A 13,651-nucleotide genomic window follows, 5' to 3' on the forward strand; every position below is an offset into this window, starting at 1 on the left:
CCGCTTTTGGTGATCCGGCCCTGCCTCTATCCGCGCGGGATAGCGTTGAGTGAATGACGCTGAACCACATCCGACGCGGGAACGGCAGCCCCTTGCTGCTCGTACACGGTCTGGGCGCGGGGTGGCGATCTTGGGCCCCGATCCTCGACCAGCTGGCCGAGCACCGTGAGATCATCGCTGTCGACCTACCGGGGTTCGGTGAGACACCGCCTTTGACCGGTGAGGTCTCGATCGCCACGCTGACCGACTCTGTTGCGGACTTCATCCGCGAGCAGGGGCTGGACGGGGTCTCGACCGCCGGCCAGTCGATGGGCGGCCGAATTGTGCTCGATCTCGCGCGGCGGGGGGTCGGCGGCGACACTGTGGCGTTGGACCCGGGCGGCTTTTGGAGCCACCGCGAGCTCGTCGTCTTCGGAGCCACGCTGCGGCCCTCGATCGCTCTGGTCCGAGCGCTCCGAGGCGTGCTACCAGCCCTGCTGGGCAACCCTGTCGGCAGGGCTCTGCTGCTGGCGCAGTTGTCGGCGCGGCCCTGGACACTCTCGCCCGAGACAGTGCTGCCGGACGTGCGTGGTCTGGCCGATTCGCCGGCGACCGGTGCCGCCATGAACGCCCTTACCAAAGGACCCAAGCAACAGGGAGCACCGGCCGGGACGGTGCCCGGCCGGGTGACGATCGGATGGGGGCGGCGCGATCTGGTGACGGTGCCCCGGCAGGCCTCTCGCGCCACAGAACTGTTTCCCGACGCCGTCCTGCATTGGTTCGAGCGCTGCGGCCACTTTCCGCAATGGGACGCCCCTCAGGAAGCAACGCGACTCATCCTCGACAGCACCCAATAGGGGCCGCGGTCTGCCCAGCCGACGACTGCGCTCGTCACCGTAGGCCGATCCTCATACGGTCGACTGCTGTCCCCGTAGCAGCGTTGAGCGAGATCCTGCGTAGCGCCCGGTAGACGCGCGATCCCCAAGCCTCGGCTCTAATCCGCGGTCGCCGCGAGTGGATCCCAGCGATTAAGCGCGGGAACCAGTTCGCTGATGGGTCCGTCGATACTTCGACGATCGATCGAGATACCAAATCGCTCGCCGAACTCTCTCATCCAGAGTAGGAAGTCGAGATGCACCATCGCGGCGTTGTGTAGCAACACGTGTGAGTTGACAGAGAACTTCGGATGCATCGAAACCCATTGCTCCGCGCCCGGTTCTCCCGAGCCAAGCAGATCGAAGACGCGCTCTACGCTCGAGTGAGCTACCTCCGAGTACCCCCCATACAGCCCGCGAATCTTGCTCTTGAGGACGCCGATATTAGGAGTGCGGCCTCGTAGCGAGCTGGCATCATCCGTTGCATCGAGCTCGCGCAGTCGGGCGACGAGTTCGAGCTGACGGCGCAAGAGTGTGGTTCCGTCGAGGACTTCGCTATCGCGTGCGAGATCTAGGACTATGCCTTGCGTGCGCACGTAGGCCGCGAACAAGCCAACGTAGTAAGACGCGTGCGGGACACCTTTCCACGATCGCCCACTCAATCCGTAGACGCAGTCGGTGACCGAGTGACGGACCAAGTCGAACACTTGTCGCGCATCCGATGACGCGAAGAACACGGCCCGCGCGCGCGCTCTCCAGCCCTCACGTTGCGCGAGGCATTCATCGGTGTCGTACACGAGCTCATCCTGATCGTTGCTCACGAATGGTGACCCTACTGGCAACACCGCCTGGCGCTGGAGTGGATTGCTGCTCGTCGCCCGCAGATGGGACCCGATTCGCGCATTGCCCGGTCGAGGATCCGAATGGAGCGCATCTGGCTGCGCTCGCGTCGCACCTGTTCTGATCTACCTGCCGACCATGCGCATGCCCGTCTCGTCGTACCGGTTGCCGGCGACGCCGATGCGGTCGATCAGGGTGTTCAGGTCGGCGAGGTCATCCGCGGTGAGGCCGATCGTGGTCGCGGCGGCGTTCTCGTCGATGCGCTCGCGCCGGCGGGTGCCGGGGATCGGGACGATGTAGGGGCGCTGCGCGAGCAGCCACGCGAGTGCGACCTGACCCGGCGTCGCACCACGGGTGGTGGCGAGCGCGGTCACGTGGTCGATGAGCGACTGGTTCGCCGCGAGGTTCTCCGCCTCGAACCGGGGCACCCGCGCGCGGATCTCGCCGGGTGCGAAGGTGGCGTTCGGGGTGACGGTGCCGGTGAAGAAGCCCTTGCCGAGCGGGCTGAACGGCACGAAGCCGACTCCCAGCTCGTCGCAAGCCTGCAGGACTCCGTTCTCGGGGTCGCGGGTCCACAGTGAGTACTCGCTCTGCACCGCCGTCACCGGGAACACCGCGTGTGCGCGACGAATCGTGTCGGCGCCGGCCTCGGACAGGCCGAAATGCTTCACCTTGCCCGCCGCGACCAGCTCTCCGACCGCGCCGGCCACGTCCTCGATCGGGACAGCGGGGTCCACCCGGTGCTGGTAGAACAGATCGATCGCCTCCACGCCGAGCCGCTGCAGTGAGGCGTCGGCAACTCGCCGGATCTGCTCGGGGCGCGAGTCCGTACCGACCATCTTCCCGTCGACGATGTCCCACCCGAACTTCGTCGCGACCACGACCTGATCGCGGATGGGTGCGATCGCCGCGCCCAGGAGCTCTTCGTTGACGTACGGGCCGTACACCTCGGCGGTGTCGATGAAGGTCACGCCCTGCTCGACCGCGTACCGCAGCACCCCGATCATGTCGTCCCGGTCGCCTGGGTTCGGGCCGTACGACATCGACATGCCCATCGCCCCCAGCCCGATCGCCGAAACCTGCAGTCCCTGGCCCAGAGTCCTCGCGTGCATCGTGGCACCTGCCTTCCTTGTCGGTGATCCCCAGCGAACGCCAATCGCTGCGGAAGTGGCAGTGAGCGATGCACCCGGTACCGCCAGTACCTCCCTCCCACCCCGGGACCGGCGTACGGTCGACAGCATGGACAACCGGAGCGATGTGCGCGCGTTCCTCACCAGCCGCCGCGCGCGCATCACGCCCGACAAGGCAGGGCTCCCCGCCTTCGGGGGCAACCGTCGTGTCCCGGGACTGCGCCGAGAAGAGGTCTCCCTCCTGTCGGGGATGAGTGTCGACTACTACACCCGCCTCGAACGCGGCGACCTGTCGGGCGTCTCCGACACCGTCCTCGACTCCCTCGCCCGCGCGCTTCAACTCGACGACGCCGAGACCGCGCACCTGCACGATCTCGCCCGCGCGGCGAACACGTCGCCGGTAGCACGGAAGCCCCGCAACCGCACCGGCGGCGACACGCTTCGGCCCAGCATCCAACGACTCCTCGACGCGATCACCGAAGCGCCCGCGATCATCCGCAACCAGTACTACGACTACGTCGCCGCCAACCGCCTCGGCCGGGCGCTCTACGCCCCCGTGTTCGCCGAGGCTGTCCCCAACAGCGCCCGCTTCGCGTTCTTCAACCCCGCCGCGCAAGACTTCTACCCCGATTGGGACAAGGTCACTCAAGAGTTCGTCGCGGCCATGCGGGGCGACGCCGGACGAAACCCGTACGACAAGCGCCTCACCGACCTCGTCGGCGAACTCTCCACCCGCTCCCAGACCTTCCGCACGCTCTGGGCTGCGCACGACGTCCGCTATCACCGCACCGGCGTAAAGCGCATCCACCACCCCATCGTCGGCGACCTCGACCTCACCTACGAAGCCTTCGAACTTCCCGCAGACCCGGGACTGCAACTGTCCACCTTCACCGCCGAACCCGGGTCACCCTCCGAAGACGCCCTGAAGATGCTCGCCAGCTGGGCCGCCACCGCAGAACCACCCGCACCCCGACGCGACGTCACCACCGAAGACGCCCGTAACGGCCCGTGACTCGGCACCGTCCGGAGTCGGAGGACGCCGGTCGGCACCTGATCGGCATGAAGATCTCGCACGAGGCCGTTCCGGTTCCGGTCAGCGCCCGGATAGGGATCCCCGAACGGGCAAGGCTCGCTGAGGGGACGGTCCCGTGCGGCCGCGATCCTCAAGCCTGCTTGGGGTGGATGCGACAATAGCGCGATGAGCGGCAATGCTTCACTCGACGACGGCCCGTTCTTTCACGGAACGCGTGCGAACCTCGCCGCCGGAGATCGGCTCTTCGCCGGGCATCGGTCGAACTACAGGCCCGAGGTCATCATGAACCACGTGTACTTCACCGCCCTCCGAGACGGTGCGGGCCTGGCCGCCGAGATCGCCGCGATGCTGGGACCTGGCGAAGCGGAGCCGCATGTCTACCTCGTCGAGCCGACCGGAGATTTCGAGAACGACCCGAACGTCACGGACAAGAAGTTCCCCGGCAACCCCACGCGTTCCTACCGGACAAGCGCACCCATGATCGTCGTAGAGGAGATCACGGAATGGACCCGGCTTACACCCGAGGCCCTCGAGTCATGGCGCGTTCGACTGGCTGCGCTGCGTGAGAGCGACGCCGAGATCATCAACTAGCACCGCGCACTCGATGCTTGGTCGATGTGTTGACCCCGACGATCCTCATGTGAAACCTCCAACATCTCGGTCGAGGCGTCCCCATGGTTCCCCTGAGGGTGAGTCCCATAGCGTGGTGTCACTTCCTGCGGGGTCCTCGTCGTCGTTGACGTGAGCCCGTCCTTCGGACGCACCCGCCTGCGTAGTCTCCCTACATGCCCCCATTGCGTCACGAAGTCGACATGCGTCCTGCTGAGGCCGTCGCCAACTTGCTCGACCCACGGGGAGACAGGGTCACATCGGTGATTCCGCCCGGCTACGAATCGTATGTCCGCGTTCTCAACCCGATTGAACTCAGAGACGGGTCCATCATTTCCTGGACCGAAGCCGTGAGCAGAAACGGGTTCAAGCCTCACGCCTGGATGCAGTGGCCCGAATTCGAAGCCAGCAACCGAGTTGAGTTCTGGAAGGAACCCGAAATGGGAAACCCGCCAGTCAGTCTCGTTCAGCACCTCATCGAAGCCCTGCAACCGGATCGGAGGACGCACTACTTCGCCTCATGGGCCGGGTACGCCACGGAGATTCGAGAACCAACCGTCCAGTTCTCCCCGTATTACCGTGAAATGGTGCTCTACACAGGCAACCTGGTCGATGAGGACAACGCTCCGCTCCTACCGACCACCGCGGCTGGCCGCGTACCTATGTACTGGTGGCCGTCGGATCTTCGCTGGCTCGTCGGACACGACATCTACGCGCGAAGCCTCTTCGTCGGCTGCTCCGAGAGTACAGCGCAGAGAATCCTCGCGGATCCGAACCTCGACGCGTACGCAGTGAAGGCCTCAGACGAGGTCCTCAACGAAGAGTTCTGATGCGACAGCAGCGCCGGCTGCGAATCACCGCGACTCGAGCGCGATCCGAGTCGACCCCGACAAGGACGCGGGGGTGTGGCCGGCAGCCTCCACCCGGGCGCTCGTGGACGATTCGGCGTGAACGTCGAAGCGGACGGCGACCGCGTGTCCGGCGACGGACGTGCGCACGCCCAGGGTCGCCGAAATGAGTCAGCGGCTTTGCGCTGACCGAGCGAAGCGGGCGTCCAGGCACACGCGAACCCTACGCCCGCCCGTCCGTGCCCGCATGCCGATCGACGATCGGAGGCCGAGTTGCTGGGGCATTTGCTAGCCCGCTTGGCAGGCCAAGGCGGCGCGCGAAGCCGTTTCCCCATCCTCGCCGCCGATTGCATGCAGACCTTACAAGGTCTACGATTACAACGTGTGGAGCGTCGACGTCGAGCCAATCGAAGCGTGGCTGACGTCTCTCGATGATGACTCGTACGAGCAGGTAATGGCCGCCATCGAGCTGCTGGAGGAGCGCGGTCCCCAGCTGGGACGTCCGATCGTGAACACCGTGAAGGCCTCCAGGCACAAGAACATGAAAGAGCTACGGCCAGGCTCGTCGGGGAGATCCGAGTTGAGAGTGCTGTTTGGCTTCGATCCCAATCGGCAGGCAATCCTGCTTGTGGCAGGAGACAAGGCAGGCAACTGGAAGAGCTGGTACAAGACGAACATCCGCGTCGCCGACGACCTGTTCGATGCCCACATTCGCCAATTGAAGAAGACCAAGGGAGAGTGATCGCAATGGCTAGGACACGGGAGCAGATTCAGGCGAAGCGTCCTGTCAACCGTGAACGCGTCGACGCTCACAAGGAGCGGATGCTTGGCGAGATTCGGGCATATCGGCTGCGCGAGCTGCGTGAGGCGATCGGCCTGACACAGGAAGAGCTCGCTGAGCGCATCGGCGTTGGCCAACGCCAGGTGTCGAAGATCGAACGCGGTGACCTCGACAGCGCGAAGGTTGGGACGATCCGCAAGTACCTCGAGGCCGTCGGCGGTGAACTCGTCGTCGAGTACGTCTCGGGCGACCAGCGTCTCCAGGTGGCCTGAAGACCTGATCCTCCGCTTGTGGAGCCGTCCCAATCTGGTGCCCGCAGATCGATCCTCATGCGAGCCCTCCAACATCGCGGTTGCGTCCTTTGGTGCACTTGACACCGTCGACGCGTGGCGTCGCGGGTCATTCCGCGGAGCGATGTCGCGACCGGGACGCTGTCGTTGCCACACCACGCATCAGTAGTCGACGGAAGCCGGTTGCCCCGCACACCCACTAATCGACGAGATCGATGAAACTGCCTCACTCGGACGGGCGGGGCCCGAAGCCCAGCGCCCGATCGACGCCGACGTGGAAGAGCCAGCACGCCCCGACGAAGACGAGCACGCCCCATTCCTGACCCGCGGACAACGCGACACCCCACGCAGTGATCATGGCGACGGGCACGACGTAGTTGTGCACGAGGTTGTAGGTGAAGGCGCCGACCCGGTTCGACACGGCGTAGCCCGCGAAGCTCAGGTCGAAGAGCAGGAACAGCGCCGGCATCCACCACCACGCGAAGCCCGCGAGCACGAAGACGACGACGGCAGCCACGGCGACCGCCGCGCCTTCGAGCCGGGTCAGGATGCTGACGGGAGCGAACGGGATCGGCGCACGGTGCGCGTGCGAGCCGCTCATCCGCCGGCCTCCGCACCCGTCCAGTTCGAGAGCGCCGTCACGACGCTTCCGACGAGCCGCTCGAAGCTGCGCTCGAGGTCGACGGGAAGCCCGAACCCGCCGCTCGTCTCGAGAGCAACGAACCCGTGGATCGCCGAGCGGAGGAAGCGGGTCGCATCCACCGCATCGCTCCCCCGCAACCCGTAGCCGGCGAGCACCGCGAAGATGACATCGACGATCGCCGTCGATGCGGCCTCGTCTTCCGCATCGCCCTCGACGGGGGCGCGCACCGTGAGCGCGTACTGGCCGGGGTGCGCGAGTGCCCATGCCCGGTACGCGAACGACATCGCGACGATCGCGTCCTCGCGCGAGCGACCGATCGCCGCCCCTCCGATCGCGGCGCCGAACGTGGCTTTCGCCCGCAGCATCATGCCGCGCTGGAGCCCCGGCATCCCGTCGACGTGCTTGTAGAGCGACGGGGTCTTCACCCCGAGGCTGGTGGCGAGCGCCGCCAGGCTCAGCCCTTCACCGCGCGGATCGTCGAGCATCTCGGCGGCGCGCTCGATGACGACCGTCGTGTCGAGGCCCGCCCTAGGCACGGTGCTCGCCGCGCTCGAGGAACGCGATGACCGCCGTTGCGGTCTGCTCGGGCTGCTGCGCCTGCGGGTAGTGGCCGGCATCCGCCACGATCACGACCTCACCGCCGACGGCATCGGCGATCCACTCCGCTTCGGCGCGCGGACTCGTGAAGTCGGGGTCCTTCTCACCCATCACGACGAGCACGGGAGCCTTGACCCCTCCGAGGCTGGCCTCGGCCGGTGCGTGATCCGTGCGCGTCGTCAGGCTGAACGCCCGCGCGTACCCCGGGCGCCGGAGAGCTGCAGCAACGCGATCGCGATAGGCGGCGAAGTCGGCGGGTTTCGCACCCGCGTAGAGCGTCGGCAGGTAGGCCTTCCACGCCGCGGCGGCCCACGGCCGCGCCATCAGCACGCGGAACATGGCCGCAGCGAAGGCGCTCGTCGGAGGGTTGCGTACGAACGGCCCGATGAGAACGAGACCGGAGACGAGCTCGGGATGCTGCGCCGCGACGATGACGGCCGCTCCGGCGCCCATCGAGTTGCCGACGATGACCGCGGGTCCGCCGAGCAGGCGGATGAGGGCGGCGACATCGTCGGCGGTGTCGCGGTCGCCGTAGCTCGCGAAGGTCGCATCGCTGTCGCCGTGGCCGCGGAGGTCGGTCGTGGCGACCGTGTAGCCGGCTTCGACGAGTGCCGGCGCGAGGAAGCGATAGGTGGACCGGAGCTCGCCCATCCCGGGGACGAGCACGATGAGCGGGCCCGACCCCTGAACGTCGAAGCCGATGCGCCCGTGCGGGCGAGCGAGGTACTGGGTGGAAACAATGGAAGCCATACGGCTAATGTACTTAGCTTTTCGGCTATGTCAAGTTCTTGGGATGGTCGAGTCACCCGAGGGTCACGTCACCCGATGGTCAATTCATCCGACGACAGCGACCCCGAGAAGCAGAACGGATGCCCCCATGCTCGCGAACTGGATCCGGGAGAGGGGTGTCACGCGGCCATGCCAGGGCACGGATGCGATCGCGTAGCCGACCGCTGCGACGACCAGCGTGGCTGCGAACACGACCGGTGAACCGGCGTGGTGCCCGGACTGCGGGTGGATGCCGCCCATCGCGAGCATGAGCACCGCCATGAGCACTCCGCCGAGCGCCGCGTGCACGCGCGCCTTCACCTGCTCCCGCGACTCACTCCCCCGGCGGCGCCGGAACGCCAGGGCGAGAGCGAACACGAGCGTCGCGGTGCTCCACCACACGACCGGCACGAACCCGAGTCCGCCCGCGACGTCGATCATCGCGGCGAGCATCACGACGCTCAGCAGCGCTTCACGCACCCGGGGCCGGTTGCGGTCGAGTGCGACGCAGCATGCGCCCAGGACGGATGCCCCGAGTGCGCCGACGTGCAGCACCTCGGTCATCGTCAATGCGACCCGTGGCCGTGGGCTCCATCGTCATGGGCGCCGTGATCGTGCGACCCGTGATCGTGCGACCCGTGGTCGTGCGACCCGTGACCGTGCGACCCGTGATCCATCCCGGGGGCGCAGTGCGCAGATGTCGACGGCGGCACGTCGAGGGAGGGGTTCCGCGTGAAGAATCCGTCCGGCTCGAGCCGCAGCCCGATGTGCGCGACGGGCATGATGGGCCACTCCTCGGGGCGCGGGGAGTGGTGCGTGCCGAGGATCGGCCAGAGCACCAGCTCGGCTCCGTCGAGTGCACGATCCGCCTCCTGCCAGGCCGTGATGCCCTCGGCGCTCACCGGTGCCTGGTTCGGGTACTCGCCGGCGATGAACCGCTCTTGCGGATCGTAGGCCGTTGCCCACAGATGCTTGCCGACGAACGGCGCCTTGCGTTCGACGGTGCTCCCGGGCTTGGCGAAGAGCCTTGTCGTGTTCGGCAGCGACAGCCGGTAGGCGGTCGGCTCGTGGAAACGGTTCGTGCGGTCGGCGCTCTCGATGCGCCAGTGCAGCGCGCGCGTCGGATCGGCGAGGCGGCCCGCCTGCGCCTCCGAGGCGATCACCGTCGGCACCATCGTCACCGCGTTGCCGTAGGGGTTCAGCTCTTCGTCCTCGACGACCTCTGCGTGGACCTCCACGAGCCGGTTGAGCGGTCCGTCGACAGCCGGGTCGAGGCGAATCGCGAAGTAGTGCTGATGGATCGGGGCCTGCACGTTCGGGCTCACCATGCGTCCGGAGAGCGGCTTCTGGCCGTCGTCGATGCCTGATACCGACAGGATGCCGGTCAGCTTGACCTCGAGCTCGATCGCGCCGTCCTGATAGAGCGACCAGTAGAAGCCGTAGTCGTAGTTGGCGACCGTCGCGAAGAACGAGATGACCAGGCGCCGCGAGCGGCGGACATCCGCCTCCCCCGTACGCGTGTTCACGTGCTTCCACAGGATCGAGTGGTCTTCCTCGTGCAGGCAGATGCCGTTGACGATGGTCTTCACCTCGCCCATGCCGTCCAGGGCATACGCGTCGAAGTACCGGATCTCGCCGAGGCAATCGCATCCGAGTTCCAGCGACGAGGTCAGCGGTCCCGCGCCGTACTCGCCCCAATCGAAGAAGTTCTTGCGATAGGCGGTCGGGTCGGCGTCGAGGTACGGCACGTACATCTCGTTCACGCTCGCGCGACGAAGGACCGGTCGCTCGGTGCCCGCGTCGTCGTATGTCACATCGTGCAGGACCAGGCCCTCGCGGTGGGTGAACCCGATGCGGAACGACCAGTTCTGCCAGGTCACCGTGTGGCCGTCGACGGCGAAGCCGGGGCCGTCGGGCTGGGTGATCTCCAGCGGCGCGACCGCGCGGTCCTCGCCCCAGGTGCCGCTGCGGAAGTTGCCGCCCTCGGACGCCATCGGGATCACGCCGTGGTCCTCGATCCGGATGACTTCGAGCGTCTCCAGATCGAGGATGGGCACGAGTCCCGCCACCGGGCGGGCATAGCCGTTGTCGTCCGGCGTCTCGCGGTACCAGACGGTGCCCCACGACAGTCGACGATCGATGAGGTCTTCCGGCTCGAAGCCGGTGATCGACTCGGGGTCGATCGAGACGAGCGACATGTCGGTGATGCCGCGCTTGGCGAGCGCGTCGATCAGGAGGGGGCTGTTGCGCGCCGCCTGCGCGATCATGCGCGCCTCTTCGGACGAGACTCCGGGCCGTTTCGCGTCGACAGCGCTCCAGCCGCCGAGCGAGGCGGACCGGTCGATACCTGACGTCCAGGCCGTGACCTCCCACGCTGCGTGCGCGTCGGGGTTCATCACAACCAGCCGGACGGGCCGCCCCTGGCCGTCGGCAAGGCTCCGGGCGAGGTGCTCCTCGACGGCGATACCCCAGAAGCGGGGGTTCGCTCCGATCCGCACATCCGCTCTCACGAGTGCCACGACCTCGGCGATCTCGTCGGGGGTCAGCGGGTCGCTCCAGCGGCGGTCGGCGGTCATGGTGGTTCTCCTCGGTGATGCGTGGTCAGTTCGGAACGACGACGGCCGCGCCGTCGGCACGGGGGTCGCTCGCTGCGTCGAGCGTGGTGAAGCCGTCGTGAGAGGTACGGCGGACGACCTGGACGTGCCCGGCCGAATCGTCGGGTCCGGCGAAGCGGGCGACGGGGAGGGGGATGCTCTCGGCATACGCGACGAGCTCGTCGTCGGCGCCGGGCTCGGCGACGAACGTGAGCTCCGCATGGCCGAGGTCGACGTCGCCGATCACCCAGCGGGGGCGAGCGAGCGTGTCGCCGAGCGCGACGGCGGGGTCACGCAGCTGCGGGATCAGCTGGGCCAGGATCCACGGCTGAGCACGCCCGCCCTGGCAGCCGGCGACCACGAGCACGTCGTCGTCCTCGATGATGACGGGGCACAGCGTGTGCGGCGGCCGCGCGCCGGGCAGCAGCCGCGCGGGCGACGCGAGGTCGAGCGAGAACGCGGCGCCGCGATTGTGGAGCACAATGCCGGTCGCGGGGTCGAGCATCCCGGCGCCGAAGGTCATGTACACGCTCTGCACGATCGTGACGCCCCAGCCCTCGGCATCGGCGGCCGTGATCGCGACCGTATCGCCGTGAGCGGGCGATTCACCGGCCATCGCCGACTCTGCGCCGGCGAGGGCGAGCAGCGCGGCGGCAGACGCGGGGCCGGTGCGCGGATCGCCGAGGTGCGCGGCACGTGACCGCACTCCGAGGAGCGAGGCATCCAGCAGCAGGTTTCCGGGATCGCGAGCGGGGTCGTTCTCGGACGCGTCTTCGGCGGCGGCGGCGACTCCGAGCAGGAGCGCTCCTACCGAAGGCGGCGGGGCCGCGAACCATCGCGCTCCGGCGATCGTCGCCTCGACGGGCGACCCGACCTCGGCGGCATGCGCGCGGAAGTCGTCGATGCGGTGGGTTCCTCCGGCACGCGTCAGCGCCTCGACGAGCAGCTCCGCGGTGACCCCGTCGTAGATGTCACGCGGATCGTCGGCGAGGCGGCGGAGCGTCGCGGCCAGCGCCGGCTGGCGGAGGCTGTCGCCCTCGCGGAGCATCGACCCGCCCGGCGCGAAGACCTCGGCCAGTCCGGCATCGGCGCGGATCTGCTCGACGCGCGAATCGATCGCGCGCTCCAGACCCGCGCTCACGGGCGTGCCGCGATCGGCGGTCTCAGCGGCATCGAGCAAGGCCGCGCGCAGCGGAAGCCGCGCGCCGAGCTCGGCGATCGCCGTCCAGCCTGCGACGATCCCTGGAACGGTGACGGTGTGCGCGCCCTGTCGGGGCATCGTCGTCCAGTTGCGGGCGATCGAGAGGATATCGGCGGGCGCCGCGCCCGCAGAGACGATCGACAGCGTCTCGCCCGCGGGGGTGCGGACCAGGGCGATCAGATCGCCGCCCAGCGAACACTGGTGCGGATAGACGACGCTCAGCATCGCGGCGGCCGCGAGCGCGGCATCCAGGGCGTTTCCTCCCGCCGCGATCGCGCGCTCGGCCGCGGCGACGGCCGCGGTGTGCGGAGCGGCGATCGCGACGGGGGCAGCGACGCGTGCGGAGAGATCGGATCGCATGTCAGATCCCCCGGCGTGCGGTCGAGACGAACGCGAGATCGTCGCGAGCAATCCCGTCGGCGAGGTCGGCGGCAGCGTCGCCGATCGCGGGTGCGAACTTGAAGCCGTGCCCCGAGCACGCGGAGACGACCACGACCTGGGGGGTCTCGGCGAGCGGCCCGATGATGAAGCGCTTGTCTTCGGTCATCGTGTACAGGCAAGCGGTCGCCTCGAGGTCGCGGTGATCGAGGCCGGGAACGTACTCCGACAAGAGCGCCAGCATCTCGGCGACCTCCGCATCGGTGGGGGCGGCGACGGCGACCTCCGGATCCCACACTCTTCGGGCATCGACGCCGAGCTTGACGCCGTTGCCGTCGGCGTCGGGGATGCCGAAGACCAGGCCGCCCTCGCGATCCACCGAGAACGCCCCGAGCCCCGGCGGCCGTCCTCGCTTCTGGCCCGGGGCGACCGTGACGGTGAGGATCCGCCACACCTCGAGGAGCGGAGCGAGCTGCGGCACGATCGAGGCGGCGAAGGCCCCGGCGGCGATGACCAGCCGATCCGCGCGCAGGGTTCCGGCATCCGTCCGCACCTCCACGCCGTCGCCGATGGCGTCCCACCCGAGCAGCCGTTCGTCGAAGCGCAGGTCGGCGCCGTGGCCTTCGGCGACCGCGCGCAACGCGGCGAGCCCCCGAGAGGCCTCGACGACACCGGCGTGCGGGTCGTAGACCGCGCGATACCCGTCGGGAACACGGAAGTCGGGCATGAGCCGCTCGAGCTCTGCGCGATCCTCGACGAGCACGCAGTCCGGGCCCTGCAGCTGCGATTCGCCGGCGTGCGCGTAGAGCCCGCCCGTGATGTGCAGCAGCGTCTGGCCCGTCTCGCGCTCGAGGCTCTCCCAGCCGCGGAAGGCACGATCCACGAGATCGTTCCACACGGGATTGGGGTAGGCCCGCCGGATCATCCGCGTACGACCGTGCGACGATCCGCGCACGTGGTCGACGGCGAAACGGTCGATCGCGATCACGCGCCTCCCGCGACGAGCGAGGCTCGCGGCGGTCGCGCTGCCGTGGATGCCGGCGCCGATGACGATGACATCCGCGTCCGAGGATCTCCCAGCCATC

The 13,651-nt window shown here is 68.1% G+C and carries 15 protein-coding genes; 6 read left to right on the forward strand and 9 right to left on the reverse strand.

Features of this window, described 5'->3' with window-relative positions:
- Nucleotides 1-53: 53 nt before the first annotated feature.
- Nucleotides 54-836, forward strand: a complete 783-nt coding sequence (locus F6B43_RS11610; RefSeq protein WP_150449085.1) for an alpha/beta fold hydrolase — start codon at nucleotides 54-56, stop codon at nucleotides 834-836.
- A 137-nt stretch (nucleotides 837-973) separates the two neighbouring features.
- Here F6B43_RS11610 and F6B43_RS11615 read toward each other — a convergent pair whose 3' ends face one another.
- Together F6B43_RS11615 and F6B43_RS11620 are read right to left on the reverse strand one after the other, a co-directional pair.
- Nucleotides 974-1,675: a hypothetical protein gene (locus F6B43_RS11615; protein ID WP_150449086.1), complete on the reverse strand. Its 702-nt coding sequence runs from the start codon at nucleotides 1,673-1,675 to the stop codon at nucleotides 974-976.
- 144 nt (nucleotides 1,676-1,819) lie between these two features.
- Nucleotides 1,820-2,806, reverse strand: a complete 987-nt coding sequence (locus tag F6B43_RS11620; protein ID WP_150449087.1) for an aldo/keto reductase — start codon at nucleotides 2,804-2,806, stop codon at nucleotides 1,820-1,822.
- A gap of 127 nt (nucleotides 2,807-2,933) precedes the next feature.
- Here F6B43_RS11620 and F6B43_RS11625 point away from each other — a divergent pair, with 127 nt between their 5' ends.
- The 5 genes from F6B43_RS11625 (at nucleotide 2,934) to F6B43_RS11645 (ending at nucleotide 6,367) form a co-directional block, all read left to right on the forward strand.
- Nucleotides 2,934-3,836, forward strand: coding sequence for a helix-turn-helix transcriptional regulator (locus tag F6B43_RS11625; protein ID WP_150449088.1), 903 nt, complete (start codon nucleotides 2,934-2,936; stop codon nucleotides 3,834-3,836).
- 186 nt (nucleotides 3,837-4,022) lie between these two features.
- Nucleotides 4,023-4,448, forward strand: a complete 426-nt coding sequence (gene arr / locus F6B43_RS11630; protein WP_150449089.1) for an NAD(+)--rifampin ADP-ribosyltransferase — start codon at nucleotides 4,023-4,025, stop codon at nucleotides 4,446-4,448.
- Between the two features lie 221 nt (nucleotides 4,449-4,669).
- Nucleotides 4,670-5,296: a hypothetical protein gene (locus F6B43_RS11635; RefSeq protein ID WP_150449090.1), complete on the forward strand. Its 627-nt coding sequence runs from the start codon at nucleotides 4,670-4,672 to the stop codon at nucleotides 5,294-5,296.
- A 400-nt stretch (nucleotides 5,297-5,696) separates the two neighbouring features.
- Nucleotides 5,697-6,056, forward strand: a complete 360-nt coding sequence (locus tag F6B43_RS11640; RefSeq protein WP_150449091.1) for a type II toxin-antitoxin system RelE/ParE family toxin — start codon at nucleotides 5,697-5,699, stop codon at nucleotides 6,054-6,056.
- 5 nt (nucleotides 6,057-6,061) lie between these two features.
- Nucleotides 6,062-6,367, forward strand: coding sequence for a helix-turn-helix domain-containing protein (locus tag F6B43_RS11645; RefSeq protein WP_150449092.1), 306 nt, complete (start codon nucleotides 6,062-6,064; stop codon nucleotides 6,365-6,367).
- Nucleotides 6,368-6,611: 244 nt separating this feature from the next.
- On the opposite strand, the gene F6B43_RS11650 is transcribed toward F6B43_RS11645, so the two are convergent.
- The 7 genes from F6B43_RS11650 to solA all read right to left on the reverse strand — a co-directional run bounded on the left by F6B43_RS11650 (nucleotide 6,612) and on the right by solA (nucleotide 13,650).
- Nucleotides 6,612-6,986, reverse strand: coding sequence for a DUF4260 family protein (locus tag F6B43_RS11650; protein ID WP_150449093.1), 375 nt, complete (start codon nucleotides 6,984-6,986; stop codon nucleotides 6,612-6,614).
- Complete coding sequence (locus F6B43_RS11655; RefSeq protein WP_211368119.1) at nucleotides 6,983-7,564, reverse strand: TetR/AcrR family transcriptional regulator; 582 nt, start codon at nucleotides 7,562-7,564, stop codon at nucleotides 6,983-6,985. Before F6B43_RS11655 ends, F6B43_RS11650 begins: the two co-directional genes overlap by 4 nt.
- Nucleotides 7,557-8,375: an alpha/beta fold hydrolase gene (locus F6B43_RS11660; RefSeq protein ID WP_150449095.1), complete on the reverse strand. Its 819-nt coding sequence runs from the start codon at nucleotides 8,373-8,375 to the stop codon at nucleotides 7,557-7,559. Before F6B43_RS11660 ends, F6B43_RS11655 begins: the two co-directional genes overlap by 8 nt.
- A gap of 84 nt (nucleotides 8,376-8,459) precedes the next feature.
- Nucleotides 8,460-8,957: a hypothetical protein gene (locus F6B43_RS11665; RefSeq protein WP_150449096.1), complete on the reverse strand. Its 498-nt coding sequence runs from the start codon at nucleotides 8,955-8,957 to the stop codon at nucleotides 8,460-8,462.
- 2 nt (nucleotides 8,958-8,959) lie between these two features.
- Complete coding sequence (locus F6B43_RS11670) at nucleotides 8,960-10,969, reverse strand: primary-amine oxidase (RefSeq protein ID WP_150449563.1); 2,010 nt, start codon at nucleotides 10,967-10,969, stop codon at nucleotides 8,960-8,962.
- 25 nt (nucleotides 10,970-10,994) lie between these two features.
- Entirely contained in the window at nucleotides 10,995-12,548 is a 1,554-nt protein-coding gene (locus F6B43_RS11675) for a gamma-glutamyltransferase (RefSeq protein WP_150449097.1), read from the reverse strand.
- 1 nt (nucleotide 12,549) lies between these two features.
- The gene (solA, locus tag F6B43_RS11680) at nucleotides 12,550-13,650 is read right to left on the reverse strand and encodes an N-methyl-L-tryptophan oxidase (RefSeq protein ID WP_150449098.1); all 1,101 of its coding nucleotides are present in this window, start codon (nucleotides 13,648-13,650) and stop codon (nucleotides 12,550-12,552) included.
- Between the last annotated feature and the right edge of the window lies 1 nt (nucleotide 13,651).

Origin of the sequence: Microbacterium rhizomatis (assembly GCF_008710745.1) — a bacterium.
Lineage (GTDB): Bacteria > Actinomycetota > Actinomycetes > Actinomycetales > Microbacteriaceae > Microbacterium > Microbacterium rhizomatis.

What these genes read in the sequence shown, in the direction of transcription:
- F6B43_RS11610 (WP_150449085.1), top strand. Translation starts at nt 54, where the DNA reads ATGACGCTGAACCACATCCGACGCGGGAACGGCAGCCCCTTGCTGCTC.
- F6B43_RS11620 (WP_150449087.1), bottom strand. Translation starts at nt 2,806, where the DNA reads ATGCACGCGAGGACTCTGGGCCAGGGACTGCAGGTTTCGGCGATCGGG.
- F6B43_RS11625 (WP_150449088.1), top strand. Translation starts at nt 2,934, where the DNA reads ATGGACAACCGGAGCGATGTGCGCGCGTTCCTCACCAGCCGCCGCGCG.
- arr (WP_150449089.1), top strand. Translation starts at nt 4,023, where the DNA reads ATGAGCGGCAATGCTTCACTCGACGACGGCCCGTTCTTTCACGGAACG.
- F6B43_RS11635 (WP_150449090.1), top strand. Translation starts at nt 4,670, where the DNA reads ATGCGTCCTGCTGAGGCCGTCGCCAACTTGCTCGACCCACGGGGAGAC.
- F6B43_RS11645 (WP_150449092.1), top strand. Translation starts at nt 6,062, where the DNA reads ATGGCTAGGACACGGGAGCAGATTCAGGCGAAGCGTCCTGTCAACCGT.
- F6B43_RS11650 (WP_150449093.1), bottom strand. Translation starts at nt 6,986, where the DNA reads ATGAGCGGCTCGCACGCGCACCGTGCGCCGATCCCGTTCGCTCCCGTC.
- F6B43_RS11660 (WP_150449095.1), bottom strand. Translation starts at nt 8,375, where the DNA reads ATGGCTTCCATTGTTTCCACCCAGTACCTCGCTCGCCCGCACGGGCGC.
- F6B43_RS11665 (WP_150449096.1), bottom strand. Translation starts at nt 8,957, where the DNA reads ATGACCGAGGTGCTGCACGTCGGCGCACTCGGGGCATCCGTCCTGGGC.
- F6B43_RS11670 (WP_150449563.1), bottom strand. Translation starts at nt 10,969, where the DNA reads ATGACCGCCGACCGCCGCTGGAGCGACCCGCTGACCCCCGACGAGATC.
- F6B43_RS11675 (WP_150449097.1), bottom strand. Translation starts at nt 12,548, where the DNA reads ATGCGATCCGATCTCTCCGCACGCGTCGCTGCCCCCGTCGCGATCGCC.
- solA (WP_150449098.1), bottom strand. Translation starts at nt 13,650, where the DNA reads ATGGCTGGGAGATCCTCGGACGCGGATGTCATCGTCATCGGCGCCGGC.